This window comes from Paenirhodobacter ferrireducens, assembly GCF_004022265.1.
GTDB lineage: Bacteria > Pseudomonadota > Alphaproteobacteria > Rhodobacterales > Rhodobacteraceae > Rhodobacter > Rhodobacter ferrireducens.
In genome coordinates this window covers 18,924-37,209 of the sequence record NZ_SAVB01000005.1, presented here as the reverse complement: position 1 = coordinate 37,209, position 18,286 = coordinate 18,924, and the positions used below count along the sequence as shown (strand labels likewise).

Annotated in this window: 16 protein-coding genes; 5 read left to right on the top strand and 11 right to left on the bottom strand. The window is 69.1% G+C overall.

Annotated features, from left to right (window positions below):
* Positions 1–36: 36 nt before the first annotated feature.
* The 6 genes from EOW65_RS04985 to EOW65_RS04960 all read right to left on the bottom strand — a co-directional run bounded on the left by EOW65_RS04985 (position 37) and on the right by EOW65_RS04960 (position 6,860).
* Positions 37–867, bottom strand: coding sequence for a substrate-binding periplasmic protein (locus EOW65_RS04985; protein ID WP_128147891.1), 831 nt, complete (start codon positions 865–867; stop codon positions 37–39).
* Positions 868–1,344: 477 nt separating this feature from the next.
* On the bottom strand, positions 1,345–3,078 hold the full coding sequence (locus EOW65_RS04980; protein ID WP_128147890.1) for an ABC transporter permease: 1,734 nt from the start codon (positions 3,076–3,078) through the stop codon (positions 1,345–1,347).
* The gene (locus EOW65_RS04975; RefSeq protein WP_128147889.1) at positions 3,071–4,060 is read right to left on the bottom strand and encodes an ABC transporter substrate-binding protein; all 990 of its coding nucleotides are present in this window, start codon (positions 4,058–4,060) and stop codon (positions 3,071–3,073) included. Before EOW65_RS04975 ends, EOW65_RS04980 begins: the two co-directional genes overlap by 8 nt.
* A gap of 72 nt (positions 4,061–4,132) precedes the next feature.
* A complete protein-coding gene (locus EOW65_RS20105; RefSeq protein WP_206364017.1) occupies positions 4,133–4,696 on the bottom strand; it encodes a histidine phosphatase family protein in 564 nt (187 codons plus the stop codon).
* Positions 4,693–5,772 (bottom strand): MBL fold metallo-hydrolase, encoded by a 1,080-nt coding sequence (locus EOW65_RS04965; protein WP_128147888.1) that lies wholly within the window; start codon positions 5,770–5,772, stop codon positions 4,693–4,695. The genes EOW65_RS20105 and EOW65_RS04965 overlap by 4 nt, the downstream gene beginning before the upstream one ends.
* Positions 5,772–6,860, bottom strand: coding sequence for an ABC transporter ATP-binding protein (locus EOW65_RS04960; protein WP_128147887.1), 1,089 nt, complete (start codon positions 6,858–6,860; stop codon positions 5,772–5,774). Before EOW65_RS04960 ends, EOW65_RS04965 begins: the two co-directional genes overlap by 1 nt.
* Positions 6,861–7,007: 147 nt before the next feature.
* Here EOW65_RS04960 and metG point away from each other — a divergent pair, with 147 nt between their 5' ends.
* Positions 7,008–8,717 carry a methionine--tRNA ligase gene (gene metG / locus EOW65_RS04955; protein ID WP_128147886.1) on the top strand — a complete coding sequence of 570 codons (1,710 nt, stop codon included), beginning with the start codon at positions 7,008–7,010 and terminating at the stop codon, positions 8,715–8,717.
* A gap of 187 nt (positions 8,718–8,904) precedes the next feature.
* Positions 8,905–9,828 carry an arginase gene (gene rocF / locus EOW65_RS04950; protein WP_128147885.1) on the top strand — a complete coding sequence of 308 codons (924 nt, stop codon included), beginning with the start codon at positions 8,905–8,907 and terminating at the stop codon, positions 9,826–9,828.
* Between the two features lie 3 nt (positions 9,829–9,831).
* Here the strand turns inward: rocF and EOW65_RS04945 are convergent, their stop codons facing one another.
* The 4 genes from EOW65_RS04945 to argC all read right to left on the bottom strand — a co-directional run bounded on the left by EOW65_RS04945 (position 9,832) and on the right by argC (position 12,547).
* Positions 9,832–10,329 carry a holin family protein gene (locus tag EOW65_RS04945; RefSeq protein WP_128147884.1) on the bottom strand — a complete coding sequence of 166 codons (498 nt, stop codon included), beginning with the start codon at positions 10,327–10,329 and terminating at the stop codon, positions 9,832–9,834.
* Positions 10,320–10,931, bottom strand: a complete 612-nt coding sequence (locus EOW65_RS04940) for a holin-associated N-acetylmuramidase (protein WP_128147883.1) — start codon at positions 10,929–10,931, stop codon at positions 10,320–10,322. Before EOW65_RS04940 ends, EOW65_RS04945 begins: the two co-directional genes overlap by 10 nt.
* A gap of 73 nt (positions 10,932–11,004) precedes the next feature.
* A complete protein-coding gene (gene ccmE / locus EOW65_RS04935; RefSeq protein WP_128147882.1) occupies positions 11,005–11,454 on the bottom strand; it encodes a cytochrome c maturation protein CcmE in 450 nt (149 codons plus the stop codon).
* A 64-nt stretch (positions 11,455–11,518) separates the two neighbouring features.
* Entirely contained in the window at positions 11,519–12,547 is a 1,029-nt protein-coding gene (argC, locus tag EOW65_RS04930) for an N-acetyl-gamma-glutamyl-phosphate reductase (protein WP_128147881.1), read from the bottom strand.
* A gap of 102 nt (positions 12,548–12,649) precedes the next feature.
* Here argC and EOW65_RS04925 point away from each other — a divergent pair, with 102 nt between their 5' ends.
* Positions 12,650–13,381 carry a DUF805 domain-containing protein gene (locus EOW65_RS04925; protein WP_164879994.1) on the top strand — a complete coding sequence of 244 codons (732 nt, stop codon included), beginning with the start codon at positions 12,650–12,652 and terminating at the stop codon, positions 13,379–13,381.
* Positions 13,382–13,411: 30 nt separating this feature from the next.
* Here EOW65_RS04925 and murI read toward each other — a convergent pair whose 3' ends face one another.
* A complete protein-coding gene (gene murI, locus EOW65_RS04920; protein WP_128147879.1) occupies positions 13,412–14,224 on the bottom strand; it encodes a glutamate racemase in 813 nt (270 codons plus the stop codon).
* Positions 14,225–14,526: 302 nt separating this feature from the next.
* On the opposite strand from murI, the gene EOW65_RS04915 reads away from it, so the two are divergent.
* Together EOW65_RS04915 and purL are read left to right on the top strand one after the other, a co-directional pair.
* Complete coding sequence (locus tag EOW65_RS04915; protein WP_128147878.1) at positions 14,527–15,435, top strand: LysR family transcriptional regulator; 909 nt, start codon at positions 14,527–14,529, stop codon at positions 15,433–15,435.
* A 524-nt stretch (positions 15,436–15,959) separates the two neighbouring features.
* A complete protein-coding gene (purL, locus tag EOW65_RS04910; protein WP_128147877.1) occupies positions 15,960–18,122 on the top strand; it encodes a phosphoribosylformylglycinamidine synthase subunit PurL in 2,163 nt (720 codons plus the stop codon).
* Positions 18,123–18,286 lie beyond the last annotated feature (164 nt).

Here is an 18,286-nt window from a genome sequence, read left to right as displayed (position 1 = left end):
GGAGGTCTGCCCCCGCCCGCCGGTTTTGGGTGGGGCTCACTGGCCCTCGGCCAGAACCTCCTGCACCGATTTCTCGACCAGCGCCTCGACGTGGCCGGTGGCGACCTTCTCCTCGATGAAGATGTTCAGCGCGTCGATGTCCTTGGCCGGGAAGCCGGCGTTCAGGCCGAAGCCGATGCCCTGCTTGGCGATGGCGGGTTCGGGCGCCAGATCGACGGCCCAGTCCTTGTTCGCGGCGATGAACAGCCGGTTGGTGTCGGACGGGTCGGCCAGCACATCGGCGCGGCGCGACATCACCGCCAGGCGCGCCTCGTCCGAGGACGGAAGGCGCACGATCTTCGCGGTCTTCACCAGCGGCGAGATCGACTTGTCCATCGCGGTGCCCGAGACGACGGCGATGGTGACGTCTTCCTTGTCGAGATCGGCCAGGCTCTTCGCCCCCGCCGGGATCTTCGGGTTGTCCTTGTTGTAAAGGAGCGTGATCTCGTAGGGCACGGCCGGGTCCGAGAAGGCTATGGCGAGTGCGCGGGTCGGCGTGCGGTTCAGCGCGAGCGACAGGTCCCATTTGCCGGCCTGCAGCCCGGCGACGATGTTGTCCCAGGTGGTGTCGACGAATTCGACCGGCACGTTCAGCACTTCCTCGCCGAACTCGCGGCACAGATCGGCGAAGAAGCCGCTGTATTCGCCGGTGACCGGGTCGCGCATCACATAGGGCGGGAAGACGGCGGCGCCGCAGCGCAGCTTGCCCGCGGCCTGCACGCCCGCCCAGCCCTCTTCGGGCGAGCCGGCGGTTGCGGCGAGGGGGGCGGCAAGGCCGAGCACGGCGGCAAGGCCAAGCGCGGCGAGGGTCTTGAACGGGTGGATCACGGGGGCACTCCCTGATGAGACGGTTCTTCTGCTGGCACCCGGGGCGGCAGGGCCGCGGGCTCGTCTTCAGATCGGCGACGAAGCGGCATCGCAGACAATCAAGCGATGCGCAAAAGCTCATTCCGTTTCAGAATGAACATTCGGATTTCCATTGAATCCCAGCGGGCTGCACAGTGCGACGGCGGGCCACAGGAGCATTGCGGCGGAACGCGCTCCGCGAAGCGCCCAATCTTTGGGCGCGATTTCGCCGGCAAAGAACGATTCTTTGCCGGCTTTAAAAGAAAGGGGTTTTCCGGATTTCCGGCCATTTCCGCCGAGTCCGCCGCGCGCTGGCCTCGAAAGCGGCCATATCGGACGCACAGCGCACTCGGTTCGCTCCGCGGCACCGGCGCGATCAGCGCATTCGGCGCGGCATTCCGCAGCGGAATGACAAGGCGGAAAGACGCGCCGCCGGGGCGTGGCCGGCGGCGGCCGAGCTCAGACGCCGCCGCGCCAGGGCAGCACCCAGGGGGCCGAGCGGCGCGCGATGCGGTCGGTCAGAAGTGCCAGCGCCAGCACCAGAGCGAGCGACAGCACCGAGAGCGCCGCCGCCCCGGTCGAGTTGCCCTGCTGTTGCAGCGCGAAGATCATCACCCCCACGGTCTCGGTCCCGGCCGACCACAACAGTGCCGAGAGCGTGAGCTCGTTGAAAGCGGTCATCACCACCAGCACCGCCCCCGCAGCGGCGGCCGGCGCCGCAAGCGGCGTGAAGATCCGCGCGATGCGGCGCAGCGCGGGGGCGCCGGCGATCCGCGCCGCCTCGTCGAGCGCGGGCTCCATCGCCTGCGCGACGCCCCCCACCGGACGCAACACCAGCGGCAGGAAGCGCGCGAGATAGGCGAAAAGCAGGATCACCGGCGTGCCGTAGACCGAGACGCCCAGCCCCGGCAGCGGCGGCAGGAAGACGAGGATCATCGCCAGCGCCAGCACCGTTCCAGGCACCACGAAGGGCGCGTCGGCGAGCGTGTCGAGCCGGCGCAGAAGCGACTCGCGGGCGACCTGCGCGAACCAGGCGAAGGGCAGCGCCACCAGCGCCGAGAGCGCCGCCGCACTCAGCGACAGGCCCAGCGAATTCGCAAAGGCGCGGCGGATCACCGGATCGGCGAGGGTCTGCGTGACATTCGCGAGCGTCACCGTCTCGGCCGTCAGCCGCATACCAAGCGCCGGCACCAGCGCCGTGCCGAGAAGCGCCGCGATCGGCGCGATCAGCAGCACCCCGAGCACGGCCCAGAGCGCCGCCAGCGCCCCCCCGCGCCCGCGCCCCGGATCAAAGCCCGCGAAGGGCCGCCCCGCGGCCACCGGCACCGAGAGGCGGCGGATCAGCGCGCTGCGGGCCAGAAGCGCCAGCCCGGCCAGCCCGATCAGCATCAGCGCCAGCACCGCGACCTGACCGAGCACCTGCGGGCCGAAGCCATTCAGCCGCTGATAGATCAGCGTCGTCAGCATCGGGAAGCGGCCCGGGATGCCCAGAAGTGCGGGCACGCCGAAATTGCCGACCGCCGCCGCGAAGGCGAGGATCGCGCCGGCCAGGATCTGCGGCAGGCAGAGCGGCGCGATCACCCGCGCGACGATGCGCATCGGGCCCGCGCCCGCGATCCGCGCCGCCTCGACCAGATCCGAGGGCACCGCGCCCAGCGCCGCGCGCACGGCGAGAAAGACGAGCGGCATGTGCTCGATCCCCATCAGCCAGGCGACGCCGGCGCCCGAATAAAGCGGATTGCGCGCGCCCGCCCCGGGGGCAAGGCCCAGCGGCGCAAGGATCGGCGAGGACGACCCGAAAAGCTCGATCCAGGCGAGCGCCATGATCTGCGACGGGATCAGCATCGGCGCGAGCGCGAGGAAGGTCATCGCCACCCGCCCCGGCAGCCGCATCAGCCCGAGCGCCAGCGCCAGCGCGGTGCCGAGCGTAACGGAAACGACGACCGATCCGGCCGAGGCGGCGAGCGTGTTCGCCAGCGCCGCCCTTGCCGCGCGGCTGAAAAGCGCCTCGCGGATCAGGCCAAGGGGGCGGCCGGCGTCGTCGGGCCCGAAGGCCTCGAGCAGCAGCCGCGCCAGCGGCCACAGGCCAAGACCCAGGACGTAAAGGGCAATCAGGGCGATGACGAGACCGTCACCGCCCGGAAGGCGCGCGCGCAAACCTGCGCGCGCAGCAGAGGCCGTCAGATCAGCCACCGAAGAGATCCGAGAAGGTCTCTTTCGTTTCCTTGTCGGCGGCGAGCATCTTCGCCGGATCGGCCGACAGGATCTTCAGCGAGGCGGGGTCGGGATAGCCCGCGGGCTGGGCCACGCCCTCGAGGATCGGGAAATAGCCCTGCGCGGCCGACTGTTCCTGCGCCGCACGGCCGAGTTCCCAGTCGACGAAAACCTTCGCCGCCTCGATGTTGTCGCTGTCCTTCAGGATCGCGACCGGCTGGGTGATCGACGAGACGCCTTCCTTCGGGAAGACGAAATCGACGGGCGAGCCCTTCGCCTTGGCGTTCATCGCCATGTATTCGATGATGATGCCATAGGCCTTCTCGCCGCGGGCCACGGCCTCGAGCACGGTGCCGTTGCCCTGGCCCGCGACCGCGCCGTTCTTCGCCAGCGTCTCGTAATAGGGCCAGCCGAATTCGGGCTGCTGCACCATGGTGCCGACATGGATCACCGCCGCGCCGGAATAGAGCGGGCTCGGCATGATCGTCTGCGCCGCGATCTCGGGTTTCTCGAGGTCGGCCCAGGAGGTCGGCGCCTGTTTCACCAGCGTGGTGTTGTAGACGATGCCGGTGGTGATCAGCTTGGTGCCGAAGAAGGTGTGGTCGGGGTCGACGACTGCCGCCGGAATGCCGGCCAGCGGCGCGTTGTCATAGGCGTAAAGACGGCCGTCGTTCTTCAGCTGGGTCATCGCCACGGCATCGGCGATCAGCATCACGTCGGCCGGGCTGCTGCCCGCGGCAAACTCCGCCTGCAGCTTCGACATCAGCTCGGTCGTGCCGGTGCGGAAGACCTCGACGGTGATCTCCGGGTGGTCCTTGTTGAAGGCTTCGACGACGGCGGCCATCTGGTCGCTCGGCTGCGAGGTGTAGACGGTGATCGTGCCTCCGGCCTGGGCCAGCGCGCCGGTGGCGAGCGCGGTGGAGGTGAGGAGCCCGAGGGCGAGGCGGCGCAGGAGCGTCATGGTTGGGTATCCCTGATCTTTGAAACTGGGCGTGGGCTAGCGCCGCGATACGACAGCGGGGTGACAGCGCCTTTACAGTTCCGTGTCGGCGAGCGGTCTTTCGTGCCAGCGCCCGTCGGGGGCGGGCGACCAGCGCGAGACCTCGCCGTTCAGCGGCCGGCGGAAGGCGCCCGCGCCGATCAGCGCATGGAGTTCGCGCGCCACGCCCGAATGCGCGACGATCAGCACCGGAGTGCGGCCATCGAGCCCAACGAGCGCGGCGCGGATCCGGGCACGGAAATCGAGCGGCCCCTCGCCGCCCGCCGGGGTCTCGTCGCGGCGCAGCGTGGCGCGTGGCGCGCCCTCCCAGATGCCCCAGTTCCGCTCGGAAAGCCCGGCATGAAGCCGCACCGGCAGGCCAAGACGGGCAGCGACCGGCGCCGCCGTCTCGCGGGCCCGGGCGAGCGGCGAGCACCAGATCGTCGCCGGTCGCTCGGCCGCGGGCAGCGCCGCAAGGGTCTGCGCCGCGGCGCGTGCCTGCGCCCGGCCGGTGGGGGTCAGCGGCAGGTCCATTGCGCCGGCAATGAGGTCGGCGGCATTCGCCGCGGTCTCGCCATGGCGCAGGAACAGGAAGGGGGCGTCGAAGGGCAGGATCACCAGTGCAGCTCCGCAGTTTCGGCAAGGGGGGCAGCAGGCAGCGCGGCGGCCAGCGCGCGCCGGCCCGCGGCCGGGGTGAAGGCCGCCATCGCCTGCGCGGGGGCGATGGCGTCGAGAAGCGCGCGGGTGGTGGCAAGCGGCGGGTGCACGTTCCAGCGCAGGAACGCGGCCCGGCCAGCGCGGGTCAGCACCTCGGCCGGGGTCGCGACGCCCAGATGCCCGGTGAAGACGATTTGCGACTCGCCGGTCTGGGCAAAGCGCGCGGCAAGCCGTGCCGCCACACCGCCCTCGGCATTCGGCCCGGCGGCGATCATCACGCCACACGCGGGCGCCTCGGGGCCAAGCGGGCGGGTCGCCGCCAAAAGCTGCGCGAGCGCCGCCGCACCACCCGGCGCGAGCCAGCCCGGAAAGGCCTGCATCACCGCGGCAACACGCCGATGCGCGGGGCAGAGGAAGACCTCGTGCCCGGCCTCGAGGAAGACCCGCGCCATCTCGAGCCCACGGCCCGCGGCCGGGGCGGGCAGCAGAAGCGGCCCCTCGGCGGCAAGCGCCAGCACTGCCGCGCGCTGATCGGGCAAGGCCTCGTCCGCCGCGCCATAGCTTGCATCCAGCACCGCGGCGCGGGCCGTGGGCGGCGTCGCGCAGGGCCAGAGGCTGCCCTCGACCGACAGATCGCCGGTATAAAGAAGCCCGTCTTCGCCGCCGATCCGCATCCACACCGCCCCCGGCGCATGGCCCGAGGGGCCGGTCTCGATGGGCACGCCCAGCACCGCGCCCCGCACCGGCAACAACCCGCCCGCAGCCGCCGCGACCGCCGGCGACAGCGCCGTGACCGGCGCGGTGGCAAAGACCGGCGGCAGGCCGATCTGACCAAGCAGGGACAGCGCCCCGATGTGGTCGGGGTGGCCGTGCGAGATCAGCACCGCATCGACGCGCCCCACCCCCGCCAGATCAGGCATCCGCCCGGCATCGGGCCCGGTGCCGAGGTCGAGCAGGAACCGCCGGCCGGAAAGTTCAAGCAGGAAACAGGCGGGCCCCTTCGCATCGAAGCCCGAGATCGCGATGAGAGACGGCATCAGGCGAAGGCCGGCTCGGCGGACGCGGTTTCGGGCGCCAGCTCCTCGCGCGGCAGGACCCAGCCGCCGCGCAGCTGCAACCCGACGAGCGTGCCCGGCGCCACCGCCGCACGGCTGCGCAGCTCGAGCGGTTCGGGCAGATCAAGCCCCTCGGGCAGGCAGGCAAGCACATATTCGCCGCCCTCGAAGCGCTGGTCGATCACCCGCGCCGACAGATCCGCCGTGCCGGCCGCAAGCGACAGATCGCGCGGGCGCAGGCACAGCCAGGCCGGGCCGGGCGGCGCATCGCCGGGCAGCGACAGAAGCCGCGATCCCAGCCGCAGCTTCACCCGCCCGCCCTGCGCCGCGAGTGCCGTCACCGGCAGCGTCCGGCCATTGCCGACGAAGCGCGCCACCATCGGCGTCGCCGGGCGGTCGAACAGCACCTCGGGCGGGGCGATCTGCTCCATCCGGCCGCGGTCCATCACGCCCACAAGGCTCGCGATCGCCATCGCCTCGTTCTGGTCATGGGTGACGAAGACGAAGGTGGTGCCCGAGGCGCGGTGGATGCGGCGGAACTCGGCCAGCATCGACTGGCGCAGATGCGCATCGAGGTTGGCCAGCGGCTCGTCGAGCAGGATGAGCGCCGGCCGCGCGGCAAGGCTGCGGGCAAGCGCCACGCGCTGCCGCTGCCCGCCCGACAGCTCATGCGGACGCCGCCCGGCGGCATGGGCAAGGCCCACGGTAGAAAGCGCCTCCTCGACCCGGCGCGCACGCTCGGCCGCGGGCAGCCGGTTCAGCCCGAAGGCCACGTTGCCCGCCACCGTCATCTGCGGCCAAAGGGCGTAGGACTGAAACACCATGCCAAGCCCGCGCGCGCCCGGCTCGATGAAGCGCCCGGGCCCCGCCACCTGCTCGCCCGCGATGCGGATGGCGCCGGCATCGGGCCGCTCGAGCCCGGCGATCAGGCGCAGCAACGTGGTCTTGCCGCAGCCCGAGGGGCCGAGCAGCGCGAAGAAGGCGCCCGAGGGCACCTCCATGGTGATGCCGTCGACGGCATGTGTCGCCCCGAAGGCAAGCCGCAGGTGCGAGGTCTCGATGCTGGCCATTCCCGTTCCTTCCGTTCGGGGCGGCGCCTACATCCGCAAGATGACCGTGGCATGACAGGCCCCACCCCGCCCCGGTCTGGCCAAAGTCTCTGGCCTTGCCCGCACAACCGCGTTAAACCGCCGCAAAACCGGAGCAAGGGCGGGATCATGGCGCGTCACCTCATCACCTCGGCGATTCCCTACATCAACGGCATCAAGCACCTCGGCAATCTCGTGGGCTCGCAGCTGCCGGCGGACCTCTACGCCCGCTATCTGCGCGCACGCGGCCACGAGGTGATGTTCATCTGCGCGACCGACGAGCACGGCACGCCGGCCGAGCTGGCCGCGGCGAAGGCCGGCAAGCCGGTCGATGTCTATTGCACCGAGATGCACGAGGTTCAGGCCGAGATCGCCGCCGGCTTCCGGCTGAGCTTCGACCACTTCGGCCGGTCGTCCTCGGCGCAGAACCGGGTGCTGACCCAGCATTTCGCCAAGGTCCTGGCCGAGCATGGGCTGATCCGCGAAGTGACCGAAAAGCAGATGTATTCGGTCGCCGACGGCCGCTTCCTGCCCGACCGCTACATCGAGGGCACCTGCCCGAACTGCGGCTATACCTCGGCGCGCGGCGACCAGTGCGACAATTGCACCAAGCAGCTCGACCCGGTCGACCTGATCAACCCGCGCTCGGTGATCTCGGGCTCGACCGATCTCGAGATGCGCGAGACGAAGCACCTGTTCCTGCGCCAGTCCGAGATGAAGGACAAGCTGGCGGCCTGGATCGACAGCAAGACCGACTGGCCGGTGCTGACCACCTCGATCGCGAAGAAATGGCTCTTCGACGGCGACGGGCTGCAGGACCGCGGCATCACCCGCGACCTCGCCTGGGGCGTGCCGGCGCAGTTCGAGGGCGCGCCGTGGCAGGGCATGGAGGGCAAGGTCTTCTACGTCTGGTTCGACGCGCCGATCGAATACATCGCCGCGACCCAGGAATGGGCGGACAAGACCGGCGGGGACTGGGCGCGCTGGTGGCGCACCGACAAGGGCGCCGAGGACGTGACCTATACCCAGTTCATGGGCAAGGACAACGTGCCCTTCCACACGCTCTCCTTCCCCTCGACCATCCTCGGCTCGGGCGAGCCCTGGAAGCTTGTCGATTACATCAAGTCGTTCAACTACCTGAACTATGACGGCGGCCAGTTCTCGACCTCGCGCGGGCGCGGCGTGTTCATGGACCAGGCGCTCGGCCTGCTGCCGCCCGACTACTGGCGCTGGTGGCTGCTGAGCCATGCGCCCGAAAGCGCCGACGCCGAATTCACCTGGGAGAATTTCCAGGTCTCGGTGAACAAGGATCTCGCCGACGTTCTGGGCAATTTCGTCAGCCGCATCACCAAGTTCTGCCGCTCGAAATTCGGCGAGGCGCTGCCCGAGGGCGGGCTCTGGGGCGAGCGCGAGATCGCGCTGATCGCCGAGCTCGCCACCCGCGTGCGCGAGTACGAACGGCTGATGGACGAAAAGGAAGTCCGCAAGGCCGCGACCGAGCTGCGCGCGATCTGGGTCGCGGGCAACGAATACCTGCAGGCGGCCGCCCCCTGGACGGTGTTCAAGACCGATCCGGCGCAGGCCGCGGCGCAGACCCGGCTCGCGCTGAACCTGGTGCGGCTCTATGCGGTGCTGTCCGAGCCCTTCATCCCCGATGCCGCCGCCACGATGCTGGCCGCGATGCAGACCGAGGACCGCAGCTGGCCCGAAGACATCCGCGCCGCGCTCGAGGTGCTGCCGGCGGGCCATGCCTTCACTACCCCCGAGGTGCTGTTCCGCAAGATTGCCGACGAGGAACGCGAGGACTGGCAAAACCGCTTCGCCGGCATCCGCGACTGAGCGCGCAGGGGGGCGCTGCCCCCCTCGGCCTGCGGCCTCACCCCCCGGGATATTTGCGGCAATTGGAAGACAGGGGCTTCTCCCGGCTTCCAATTGCCGCAAATATCCCGGGGTGAATTGCCCGTAGGGGCAGCGCCCCTTTCCTTTCCCGCGCAAGGCCCCATCATCGGGGAAAAAGGAGACAGCCATGGCCCAGACCTGCATCCTGATCGGCGCGCCCGTGGACAGCGGACAGAAACGCGCCGGCGCCCTGATGGGCCCGGCGGCCTATCGCGTCGCCGGCATCGCCACGGCGATCGAGGAGCTTGGCCACAAGGTGATCGACCGCGGCGACGTGGCGATTGCCCCCTGCGCGCCCCTGCCCCATCCGAACCCGGCCGTGCATCATCTGGCCGAGACCCTTGCCTGGACCGAGGCGCTCGCGCGCGCGGGCGAGGCTGCGGCGGCCGAGGGGATGCCGGTCTTTCTCGGCGGCGATCATTCGCTGTCGCTCGGCTCGGTCGCCGGCATGGCCGCCCATGCGAAGAAGGCAGGCCGGCCGCTCTTCGTGCTCTGGCTTGACGCGCATACCGATTTCCACACCCCGGAAAGCACGGTTTCGGGCAATCTGCACGGCACGCCCGTCGCCTATATCGCCGGCCGGCCGGGCTTTGCCCCGTTCCCGCCCTTCCCCGCGCCGGTGCCCGGCGAGCGGATCGCGATGCTCGGCATCCGCTCGGTCGATCCGGCGGAGAAATCCGCGCTGATCCCCGAGGAGATCGAGATCGCCGACATGCGGGTCCTGGACGAGCGCGGCTTCGGCGCGCCTTTGCACGAATTCCTCGACCGGGTGCGGGCGGCGAACGGGCTGCTGCATGTCTCGCTCGACGTCGATTTCCTCGACCCGGCGATCGCGCCTGCTGTCGGCACCACGGTGCCGGGCGGCGCCACCTTCCGCGAGGCGCATCTGGTGATGGAGCTGTTGCACGAATCGGAGCTCGTCACCTCGCTCGATCTCGTCGAGCTGAACCCCTTCCTCGACGAGCGCGGCCGCACCGCGAAGCTGATGGTCGATCTGGTCGGCTCGCTGATGGGCCGGAAGGTCTTCGACCGGCCCACCCGCTCGTTCTGAGGATCAGCCCGCCGGGACCTCGGCCACCGCCCCCTTCGCCATCAGCTCGGCGAGCGCCGGGTTCTCGTCCGCCTCGACAGGGGCCGGAGTGGGCGCGGGCGTCGCGCGGTGGCGCAGATAATAGGCCTCGCGCGCGCCGAAATAGAAGCTGACGATCGCCCCCAGCAGCCACCACAGCGGCTCGGGCACATAGTTCAGCCCGACCATGCGCTGTGCGAAGCCGGCGGGATCGAGCATCGCATAGACGAAGAGCCCGAGCGTGCCGAGCGCCAGCATCGGCCGCGGCAGCCGGTTCAGCCCGTTCACGATGCGGTCGAAGAGGCCCGCCCTGGCATATCGGAACTCGGCCCCGTGCTCGTCGAGGGCCGCGCGATAGGCCTCGGCCTCGGCCTCCATCTTCTTCGTCGCGTTGACGGTGAACACCTCGGCGACATGCGTCACCGCGGTGCCGAGAGCCGTGGTCGCGGCCGGCCCGCCAAGGATCCGCCCGATCAGCCCCATGCCGCCACCCGTGCCTTGTGCTGTGCCGGGCTCAGGTGGAAGCGCGGCGAGATGAACTCCTCGGCGCGCAGTATCCAGCCGCCCTTGGTGCCCGCCGTGGTCGTCGCATATTTGCGCGAGGCCGGGCGGGCGGCGGCGAGGTCGTAATAATAGGTGCGCCGGGCAATGCCGTAGGCGTCGGCGAAGAGCCCCGGATCGGGGGCGGCGGCGCGGCGCGCGGCGGCAATCGTCTGCGGCCCGACCTGCCCGTCGACCGCGACCGCCTGCCCCATCCGGTTCAGCAGCCGCTGCAGGATCTTCACCGCATTGTCGCCGGCGTTCACCTGCATGTCGAAGACTGAAGGCTGCACCGCCTCGGGCAGCTCGCCAAGATGCGGCGTTTCGAAGTAATGGCGCACATAGATCTGCACCGCCTGCGCGGGGGTCAGCAGTTTCACGTCGCGCTCGCTGACCACACCGTCGCGGTCGAGGTCGATGCCGAGCCGGCGCATCGTGGCAAGCGTCACGCCGTATTTCGTGGCCCCGCCGGGATCGTCGGGGTCCTTCACATAGCCGCCCTCGCGGGCGACGATTTCCTTGGCGATGTCGGTGACTGATTTCATGCGCATTCCCCAGAGGCTCCCCCGGGGAATGCTGTCGCGATCCGGTTAACGGCGCCGCAAGCGGGCGCGCGGATCAGGAATTGGGCTTCGGCGGCTCGTAGACGCCCTGTTCCTTCAGCGCCTCGATCACTTCCTTCGGCATGTAGTTCTCGTCATGCTTGGCGAGAATCTCGGAGGCGACGAAGGTGCCGTCCTCCATCTTGCCGGTGCCGATCATCCCCTGTCCCTCCTTGAAGAGGTCGGGCAGCACGCCGGTGAAGCGCACCGGCACCGAGGCGCCGCCATCGGTGACGCTGAAGGTGACGGTCTCGCCCTGGCCGCGGGTGAGCGTGCCGGTCTCGACCAGCCCGCCGAGGCGGAAGGTCTCGCCCGGTTTCGGCGGGTTCTCGGCCAGCTGCGAGGGCGCGCGGAAGAAGTTGATCCCGTCGCGCATCGCGTAACCGATCATCGCCGTCGAGATCAGCAGCGCCAGCGCCGCGACCACCAGCACCTGGATCCGGCGCTTCTTCTTCAGGCTCTTCATCCGCGTCTCCTTCGCCGTGTCGGCGCGTTCTCGGACCAAACGCCCCGCGCCGCCTTGACCTCGATCAAGGGAACACAGGGGCCAGCATCAGCCCAGCCGTCTCCTCGAGCCCCAGCATCAGGTTGGCGTTCTGGATCGCCTGCCCCGAGGAGCCCTTGCACAGGTTGTCGAGCGCCACCATCACCAGCGCGCGGCCGGGAAGGCGGTCGCCGACCACACCGACATGAACATAGTTCGAGCCGGCGATGGATCGAGTCGAAGGCAGTGTGCCAAAAGGTAGCACTTCGAGGAACACTTCATCGGCATAACGGCGCGACATCGCGTCATAGATCGCCTGCGGCTCGCCGCGGACATAGACGGTGGCGAGGATGCCGCGGTTGAAGGGCATCAGATGGGGGGTGAACTGCACCCGCACGTCGCGCCCGGCGATCTTCGAGAATTCCTGATCGAACTCGCCCAAGTGGCGGTGCTTGCCGCCAGCCGAATAGGGCATGGTGCCGCCCGACAGCTCGGCATGCAGCAGGTTTTCCTTGAGCGAGCGGCCAGCGCCCGAAACGCCCGCCTTCAGGTCGATGATGATCTCGTCGAGGTCGATCACCCCCGCCTCGATCAGCGGGCGCAGCGCATATTGCCCGGCCGCCGCGTTGCAGCCGGTGCCGGCGCAGAGCCGCGCGGTGCGGATCTCGTCGCGGTAGAACTCGGTCAGGCCATAGACGGCCTCTTTCTGCAGCTCGACCGCCGCATGCGGCTTGCCATACCATTTCTCGTATTCGGCCGGGTCGCGCAGCCGGAAATCGGCGGACAGGTCGACCACCTTCAGATCGCGCGGCAGCTCCTTGATCACCGCCTGGCTGGTCGCATGCGGCAGCGCGCAGAAGGCCAGATCGATGGTCGAGAAGTCGATCTCCTCGATCTTCACCAGATCGGGCAGGTTCATGTGGCGCAGATGCGGGAAGACCTCGCCCATGCTCATCCCCGCCTTGCGGTCGCCCGAGAGCGCGGTGATGCGCATCGAGGGATGGGTGGCGATGATCCGGGCGAGTTCGGCACCGGTGTAGCCCGAGGCGCCGAGGATGGCGATATTCTGGGTCATGGCAATCTCCGCGACTTGTCGGCCTGTCCTGCCTCAGCCTAAAGTCCCGCGCAAGCGATGTTTACCACCCACGCAGAATTTGAACGGCCGGAAGGGAATTGCATGACGAAAGACTGGCATTACGCCTGGCAGGGGGAAAGCCACGGGCCGGTGAGCGCCGAGACGATGGCCGATCTGATCCGCGCCGGCCGGCTGCGCGCCGACACGCTGGTGTGGAGCGAGGGGATGACGAACTGGGACCCCGCCTCGGCACATTTCGACTTCGGCGCCCCGCCGCCGCTGCCCGCGGGCGCGACCGGCTTTGGCACGCAGCGCATGGCGCAGGGCCTGCGCACAGGCGCGACCGGGATCGGCCCGGACGGGCTTTATCCGGGCGCGCCCCGCCGCAGCTTCGGCGAGGCGATCAAGGTCTGCTTCACGAAATACATCACCTTCAAGGGCCGGGCGAGCCGTTCGGAATATTGGTGGTTCACCCTCTTCACCACGCTCGGCAGCGCCGTCGGCGGCGTGCTCGAAGCCGCCATGGGCAATGATGGCGCGGCGATCTCGGGGCTGTTCGGGCTCACGACCTTCCTGCCCTCGCTCGCGGTGACGGTGCGGCGGCTGCATGACACCGACCGGTCCGGCTGGTGGGTCGGGGGCTTCTACCTCGCGATGATCGGCCTCGGGCTGGCGATCGGCGTCTTCGCCGCCATCACTTCGCAGGCCGGCGCCTCGGAAACCACCGGGCTCGGGCTGCTCGCAATCTTCGGGATCGCGATCTTCGCCTATGCGATCGCGATGCTGGTCTTCATGGTGCAACGCGGCACGCGCGGGCCGAACCGTTTCGGCTGAGCCCCGCGGCCAGAACAGCGTCGGGGCGGCTCAGGCCGCCTCGAACCGGATCTCGTGGCGCAGGAACTGCGTCGCATGCACCGAGACCGAGGCGGGGTCGCCGGTGGTCAGGAACTTCGACACCGTGCCCTTGCCCAGGAATTCCGGCCGGCGCTCAAGGTAATCCTCGAGGCTGTCGGCCACCAGATTCGCCTGCGAATAGACCTTCACCTGCGGCCCGAGCGCCTCCTGGAAGGTCTTTTGCATCAGCGGGTAATGGGTGCAGCCGAGGATCGCCGCCTCGGGATGCGGCATCCGCCGCTTCAGCGCCTCGACATGCGATTTCACCAGCGCCTCGGCGAGGATCTCGTCGCCGGTCTCGATCGCGTCGACCACGCCGCCGCAGGGCTGGGCCTCGACGTCGACACCGATCGCGCGGAACGCCAACTCGCGCTGGAAAGCGCGGCTCGCCACCGTCGCGGGCGTGGCGAACAGCGCGACATGCTTCACCGCGACCTCATGCGGCGGCGAGTTATCGCCCCACTTGCGTTCGGTCAGCGCCTCGATCATCGGCACGAAGACGCCCAGAACGCGCTTGTCCTTCGGGATCCAGGTCTCCTGCATCCGCTTCAGCGCCGCGGCCGAGGCGGTGTTGCAGGCGAGGATGACAAGGTCGCAGCCCTCGTTCCACAGCCGCTCGACGCCCTTGCAGGTCAGGTTGAAGATGTCGTCGGCGTCGCGCACCCCATAGGGCGCGTTGGCGTTGTCGCCGTAATAGACGAGGGCCAGATCAGGCAGCTTGCGCGAGATCGCCTCGTAGACAGTCAACCCGCCGAGACCGCTGTCGAAAACCCCAACCGCCATTGCTCCCTCCCACGCCAGAGCGCCCCGCCGGACCGGGCGGGGGTTGCCTCTTCTAGTCCCGCGACCGACCGGAGGGAAAGCCGAAATCGCATCTTGCCCCCGCCATCCTGCAAGCCCGGTGCCGGCCCCACCCTGCCTCCCCCTTGGGCGGGCTTCCGCCGGGATGCGGCATCTTCGCGCCAAAAGCCGGAAATCGGTGCGCCGGACCGGCGTTTTTCAGCGTGAACGGGTTTGGCAACGGGGTGCGATCCCTATATGCAGGAAGACTGCAACAAGAGGCCGAAAGACCGATTATGAGTGGCATGGACTGGGACAAATTGCGAATCTTCCACGCGGTGGCCGATGCCGGCTCGCTGACCCATGCCGGCGACGCGCTGCATCTGTCGCAATCGGCCGTGTCGCGGCAGATCCGCGCGCTCGAGGATGCGCTTGGCACCACCCTCTTCCACCGCCACGCCCGCGGCCTGATTCTGACCGAACAGGGCGAGTTGCTGTTCGAGGCGACCTCGACCATGGCGAAGAAGCTCGATTCCGCCGCCGCGCGCATCCGCGACAGCGAGGAAGAGGTCTTCGGCGAGCTGAAGGTGACGACCACCGTCGGCTTCGGCACGCTGTGGCTGACGCCGCGGCTGTCGAAGCTCTATGAACGCTATCCCGAACTGAAGATCGATCTGCTGCTCGAGGAGCGTGTGCTCGACCTGCCGATGCGCGAGGCCGACGTGGCGATCCGGATGAAGGAGCCCTCGCAGGCCGATCTGGTACGCAAGCGGCTGCTGACGCTGCGGATGCGGCTTTACGCGACGCCCACCTATCTCGACGCCGTGGGCCGGCCCGAAAGCCTCGCCGATCTCGAGCGCCACCGGCTGATCTGCCAGAACCCGGCGACGCCGCAGGTGCATGCCGGCGCACAGCTTGCCCATATGGTGATGGCGCAGGACGTGCATTCGATGCTGACGGTGAACAGCTATTTCGGCGTGCTGCAGGGCGTGCTGAACCACATCGGCATCGGCATCCTGCCCGATTACCTGACCGTCGACTTCCCCGAGATCGAGCGCGTCCTGCCCGAGATCGAGTCGGTCGAGGTCCCGGTCTTCCTCGCCTACCCCGAGGAACTGCGCCAGTCGCGCCGCGTCACCGCCTTCCGCGACTTCGTGCAGGAAGAGATCATCGCCTACCGCCGCCAGCAGACCGGCGAGCCCTCCCTCGACTGAGCCCCTGACCGGGCCTGTTCACACCGTGAAAGACATGCAACACGAGACCTCAACCGGAGGTTGCACTGAGGCATTACCGCAACGCATGGCGGGCATGTTGCAGGTGCAGCGTAATTCTCCTTGAACCGTTTCAACTCTGCACATAAATCAGGCGCAGAAGGGGATGATACGAGGAAACTCTCATCACCTTCTACCTCCCTGTTGGACTACGGCCGAGACTTTGTCTCGGCCTTTTTTTTGGCCCTATGCTCCCGCGCCCGGCGAATCCCCCCCGTTTTGCATCCGCCGCCGCGGCGGGCCGGACGCCAGCGCCCGGATGCGCAGGGCCGGAAGGCCGGCGGACGCCGCGGCGAAAACCGGGGCCGCTCCACAGGACGCCTCCAAACCGGCCAAGCCAGCTCGGGGCGCGGCTCCGATCCGCGCCGCCGCGCCGGCCCTTTTCGCATGCGCAGCCCCTTTCCCCGCAAGGCCACATGGCTTATGGGATGCGCAAAGCCGCCCGCCCCGCATCCCGGAGGACATTGATGACCGAGCCGCAGATCACCCCCGAAATCGTCGCCGCCCATGGCCTGAAGCCCGACGAATATCAGCGCATCCTCGAGATCATCGGCCGCGAGCCCTCCTTCACCGAGCTCGGCATCTTCTCGGCGATGTGGAACGAGCACTGCTCCTACAAATCCTCGAAGAAATGGCTGCGCACCCTGCCCACCGAGGGCCCGCAGGTGATCTGCGGCCCGGGCGAGAACGCGGGCGTCGTCGACATCGGCGACGGTCAGGCGGTGATCTTCAAGATGGAGAGCCACAACCACCCGTCCTACATCGAGCCGCATCAGGGCGCGGCGACCGGCGTCGGCGGCATCCTGCGTGACGTCTTCACCATGGGCGCACGCCCGATCGCGGCGATGGACAGCCTGTCCTTCGGCGTGCCCGCGCATCCGAAGACCGCGCAGCTGGTGAAGGGCGTGGTCGAGGGCATCGGCCATTACGGCAACTGCTTCGGCGTGCCGAACGTGGGCGGCGAAGTGCGCTTCCACCCCTCCTACAACGGCAACTGCCTGGTCAACGCCTTCGCCGCGGGCCTCGCCGACACCGACCGCATCTTCTATTGCGCCGCCTCGGGCGTGGGCATGCCCGTCGTCTATGTCGGTGCCAAGACCGGCCGGGACGGCGTCGGCGGCGCCACCATGGCCTCGGCCGAATTCGACGACACGATCGAGGAGAAGCGCCCCACCGTCCAGGTCGGCGACCCCTTCACCGAGAAATGCCTGATGGAGGCCTGCATGGAGCTGATGCAGACCGACGCGGTGATCTCGATCCAGGACATGGGCGCGGCGGGTCTGACCTGCTCGGCGGTCGAGATGGGCGACAAGGGCGGGCTCGGCATCAAGCTGGTGCTCGACGCCGTGCCGCAGCGCGAGACCGCGATGACCGCCTACGAGATGATGCTGTCGGAATCTCAGGAACGCATGCTGATGGTGCTGCATCCCGAGAAGCAGGACGAGGCCCGCGCGATCTTCGCGAAATGGGACCTCGACTTCGCCGTGGTCGGCGAGACCATCGCCGAGGACCGCTTCCTGATCCTGCACGGCAACGACGTGAAGGCCGACCTGCCGCTGTCGAAACTGTCCTCCTCGGCGCCCGAATACGACCGCCCGTGGATCGAGCCCCCCGCCCCCGCCGCGATGGCGCCGCTGCCGGCGATTGCGCCGATCGCCGCGCTGAAGGCGCTGATCGGCTCGCCGAACTATGCCGCGAAGGACTGGGTCTTCGAGCAGTATGACACCCAGGTGATGGGCGACACCGTGCGCCGTCCGGGCCTTGGCGCCGGCGTCGTGCGCGTGCATGGCACCGACAAGGCGATCGCCTTCACCTCGGACGTGACTCCGCGCTACGTCAAGGCGAACCCGTTCGAGGGCGGCAAGCAGGCGGTGGCCGAAGCCTATCGCAACCTCACCGCCGCCGGCGCCCTGCCGCTCGCCACCACCGACAACCTGAACTTCGGCAACCCCGAGAAGCCCGAGATCATGGGCCAGTTCGTCGGCGCGATCAAAGGCATCGGCGAGGCCTGCCGCGCACTCGACTTCCCGATCGTGTCGGGCAACGTCTCGCTCTACAACGAGACCGACGGCTCGGGCATCCTGCCGACGCCGACGATCGGCGCCGTGGGCCTGCTGAAATCGCTCGACGAGATGATTGCCGGCCTGCCTGCCGAGGGCGACATCGCGCTGGTGATCGGCGAGACCGCGGGGCACCTTGGCCAGTCGGCGCTGGCGCTCGAGGCCTTCGGGCTCGAGACCGGCGACGCGCCGCCTGTCGATCTGGCGGCCGAGCGCCGCAACGGCGAATTCCTGCGCACGAACCGTGCCGCTCTCAAGGCCGCGACCGACCTCGCCGATGGCGGGCTGGCGCTTGCCGCCTTCGAGATGGCCGAAGGCGCGGGCCTTGGCGTGACGCTGGACGTGGGCGAGATCGCCCAGCTCTTCGGCGAGGATCAGGCGCGCTATCTCGTCGCCTGTGACGCGACCGGCGCCGCCGCGCTGGAAGCGGCCGCCAAGGCCGCGGGCGTGCCGCTCGCCCGTGTCGGCCGCTTCGGCGGCACCGCAGTGACCCTTGGCACCGACAGCGCCCCGCTCGCCGAGCTCTCGGCGCTCTACCGCAGCGCCTTCGCCGCCGCGATCGGCGACTGAGACGGACGCCCGGAACATGATCAGGAAAGGGCCGGCCTTCCGGCCCTTTTTTCATGCCGCTTTTCCTTGTTCAAATCCGCCCGCCGGAGGCCCCCGCCCAACGCACCCGCGGGCGGCCCCTTGCCCCCCCTCCCGGGCCGGCCTAGATTGGGGCAAAGGACGAG

Bases quoted from the DNA above. Each gene is read 5' to 3' on its own strand.
- EOW65_RS04975 (WP_128147889.1), bottom strand. From the start codon at position 4,060: ATGACGCTCCTGCGCCGCCTCGCCCTCGGGCTCCTCACCTCCACCGCG.
- EOW65_RS04965 (WP_128147888.1), bottom strand. From the start codon at position 5,772: ATGCCGTCTCTCATCGCGATCTCGGGCTTCGATGCGAAGGGGCCCGCC.
- EOW65_RS04960 (WP_128147887.1), bottom strand. From the start codon at position 6,860: ATGGCCAGCATCGAGACCTCGCACCTGCGGCTTGCCTTCGGGGCGACA.
- metG (WP_128147886.1), top strand. From the start codon at position 7,008: ATGGCGCGTCACCTCATCACCTCGGCGATTCCCTACATCAACGGCATC.
- rocF (WP_128147885.1), top strand. From the start codon at position 8,905: ATGGCCCAGACCTGCATCCTGATCGGCGCGCCCGTGGACAGCGGACAG.
- EOW65_RS04945 (WP_128147884.1), bottom strand. From the start codon at position 10,329: ATGGGGCTGATCGGGCGGATCCTTGGCGGGCCGGCCGCGACCACGGCT.
- EOW65_RS04940 (WP_128147883.1), bottom strand. From the start codon at position 10,931: ATGAAATCAGTCACCGACATCGCCAAGGAAATCGTCGCCCGCGAGGGC.
- ccmE (WP_128147882.1), bottom strand. From the start codon at position 11,454: ATGAAGAGCCTGAAGAAGAAGCGCCGGATCCAGGTGCTGGTGGTCGCG.
- argC (WP_128147881.1), bottom strand. From the start codon at position 12,547: ATGACCCAGAATATCGCCATCCTCGGCGCCTCGGGCTACACCGGTGCC.
- EOW65_RS04925 (WP_164879994.1), top strand. From the start codon at position 12,650: ATGACGAAAGACTGGCATTACGCCTGGCAGGGGGAAAGCCACGGGCCG.
- murI (WP_128147879.1), bottom strand. From the start codon at position 14,224: ATGGCGGTTGGGGTTTTCGACAGCGGTCTCGGCGGGTTGACTGTCTAC.
- EOW65_RS04915 (WP_128147878.1), top strand. From the start codon at position 14,527: ATGGACTGGGACAAATTGCGAATCTTCCACGCGGTGGCCGATGCCGGC.
- purL (WP_128147877.1), top strand. From the start codon at position 15,960: ATGACCGAGCCGCAGATCACCCCCGAAATCGTCGCCGCCCATGGCCTG.